Below are 2,723 nucleotides of genomic sequence, written 5' to 3'. Positions count from 1 at the left end.
GGCTGATCGCCCGGGCCCGCCCCGCCTGTGATTTTTCGGCCGCCCCGTCCGTTGGACGTGCGAGGATTCGGACCATCAGTCTGACAAAGGAGTGCAGCGAGTGCCCGGCACAAACCTGACCCGTGAGGAGGCCCGCACCCGGGCCGACCTCCTCCACGTGGACGCGTACGACATCGAGCTCGACCTCGGTTCGGCCCGCGAGGGCGGTACCTTCCGGTCCACCACCGTGGTCCGGTTCACCGCCACCACCCCGGGGGCGGAGACCTTCATCGACCTGGTCGCCCCGAGCGTCGAGGAGATCACCCTCAACGGCGTGCGGCTCGACCCGGCGACCTTCGCCGACAGCCGCATCCCGCTGCCGGGCCTCGCCGCCGAGAACGAGCTGCGGGTCGTCGCGAACTGCGAGTACACCAACACCGGTGAGGGCCTGCACCGGTTCGTCGACCCGGTCGACGGCGAGACCTACCTGTACACCCAGTTCGAGGTGCCGGACGCCCGCCGGGTCTTCGCCAACTTCGAGCAGCCCGACCTGAAGGCCGCGTTCGCGTTCACCGTGACCGCGCCGGAGGGCTGGGTCGTGGTCTCCAACTCGCCGACCCCGGAGCCGGTCGGCGAGGGCGACACCCGGGTCTGGACGTTCGAGCCCACCGGCCGGATCTCCACCTACATCACCGCGCTCGTCGCCGGCCCGTACGTCGGGGTCTTCGACACCTACGAGAACGGCGAGCAGAAGGTGCCGCTGGGCGTCTACTGCCGGCCCTCGCTGCGCGAGTTCCTGGATCCGGAGGCCGTCTTCGAGGTCACCAAGCAGGGCTTCGACTACTTCCAGGAGAAGTTCGACTTCCCGTACCCGTTCGCCAAGTACGACCAGCTCTTCGTCCCGGAGTTCAACGCGGGCGCGATGGAGAACGCGGGCGCCGTCACCCTGCGCGACCAGTACGTGTTCCGCTCCAAGGTCACCGACGCCGCGTACGAGGCCCGTGCCGCGACGATCCTGCACGAGCTTGCCCACATGTGGTTCGGCGACCTCGTCACCATGGAGTGGTGGAACGACCTCTGGCTCAACGAGTCCTTCGCGACCTACGCCGAGGCGGTCTGCCAGGCCGAGGCCCCGGGCTCCAAGTGGCCGCACTCCTGGACCACCTTCGCCAACCAGATGAAGACCTGGGCGTACCGGCAGGACCAGCTGCCGTCCACCCACCCGATCATGGCGGACATCAACGACCTGGAGGACGTCCAGGTCAACTTCGACGGCATCACCTACGCCAAGGGCGCCTCGGTGCTCAAGCAGCTGGTGGCGTACGTCGGCCAGGACGCCTTCTTCCAGGGCGTGCAGGCGTACTTCAAGCGCCACGCCTGGGGCAACACCCGGCTCAGCGACCTGCTCGGCGCCCTGGAGGAGGCCAGCGGCCGCGACCTCAAGGCCTGGTCCAAGGCCTGGCTGGAGACCGCCGGCATCAACGTGCTGCGGCCGTCGATCGTGCTCAACACCGACGGCGAGATCGAGTCCTTCGCGGTGCTCCAGGAGGCCCCCGCGCTGCCCGCCGGCGCCAAGGGCGAGGCCGTGCTGCGGCCGCACCGCATCGCGATCGGCCTGTACGAGCTGAACGGCGACGCGCTGGTGCGCACCGACCGGATCGAGCTGGACGTCGACGGCCCGCGCACCGAGGTGCCCGAGCTGGTCGGCCGGCACCGCCCGGCCGTCGTGCTGCTGAACGACGACGACCTCTCGTACGCCAAGATCCGGCTGGACGAGGACTCGCTGGCCGTCGTCACCGAGCACCTCGGCGGCTTCACCGAGTCGCTGCCGCGCGCGCTGTGCTGGGCCTCCGCCTGGGACATGACCCGCGACGGCGAGCTGGCCGCCCGCGACTACCTGGCGCTGGCGCTGTCCGGCATCGGGCGCGAGAGCGACATCGGCGTGGTGCAGTCCGTGCACCGCCAGGTCAAGCTCGCCCTCGACGCCTACACCGACCCGCAGTGGCGCGAGCAGGGCCTCGACCGCTGGGCCGCCGCCGCGGAGGAGCACCTGCGCGCCGCCGAGCCCGGCAGCGACCACCAGCTGGCCTGGGCCCGCGCCCTCGCCTCGGTCGCCCGTACCGACGGTCAGCTGGGCCTGCTCGCCGGGCTGCTGGACGGCTCGGTCGAGATCAAGGGCCTCGCGGTGGACACCGAGCTGCGCTGGACCCTGCTGGTGCGCCTCGCCGCCACCGGCCGGGCCGACGAGGCCGCCATCGCCGCCGAGCTGGAGCGGGACAACACCGCGGCCGGCCAGGAGCACGCGGCCACCTGCCGCGCCGCCCGGCCGACCGCCGGGGCCAAGGCGGAGGCCTGGGCGTCGGTGGTGGAGTCCGACAAGCTGACGAACTATGTGCAGGAGGCCGTCATCGCCGGCTTCCAGCAGTCCGACCAGCGCGAGCTGCTCGCGCCGTACGCGGCGAAGTACTTCGCGGCGGTCAAGGGCGTCTGGGAGACCCGCAGCCACGAGATCTCGCAGCAGATCATCGTCGGGCTGTACCCGGCCCTCCAGGTGACGGCCGCGACCCTGGAGGCCACCGACGCGTGGCTGGCCTCGGCCGAGCCGGCCCCGGCGCTGCGGCGCCAGGTCGTCGAGGCCCGGGCGGGCGTCGAGCGCGCGCTCAAGGCCCAGGCGGCCGACCGTGCGGCGGGCGGCCGCTGACGGTCTCCTCGCAACCGCGAAGGGGCGCCGGACGGGATCGTCC

At 71.7% G+C, this 2,723-nt stretch carries 1 protein-coding gene; it reads left to right on the top strand.

All coding sequences use genetic code 11. From position 1 onward, the window contains the following. Positions 1-100 precede the first annotated feature (100 nt). A complete protein-coding gene (pepN, locus tag ACFU7Z_RS38505; protein ID WP_074005616.1) occupies positions 101-2,680 on the top strand; it encodes an aminopeptidase N in 2,580 nt (859 codons plus the stop codon). Positions 2,681-2,723 lie beyond the last annotated feature (43 nt).

It is taken from the genome of Kitasatospora sp. NPDC057518 (assembly GCF_042802075.1).
Classification (GTDB): domain Bacteria; phylum Actinomycetota; class Actinomycetes; order Streptomycetales; family Streptomycetaceae; genus Kitasatospora.
This window is presented reverse-complemented; position numbering and strand designations above follow the sequence as displayed.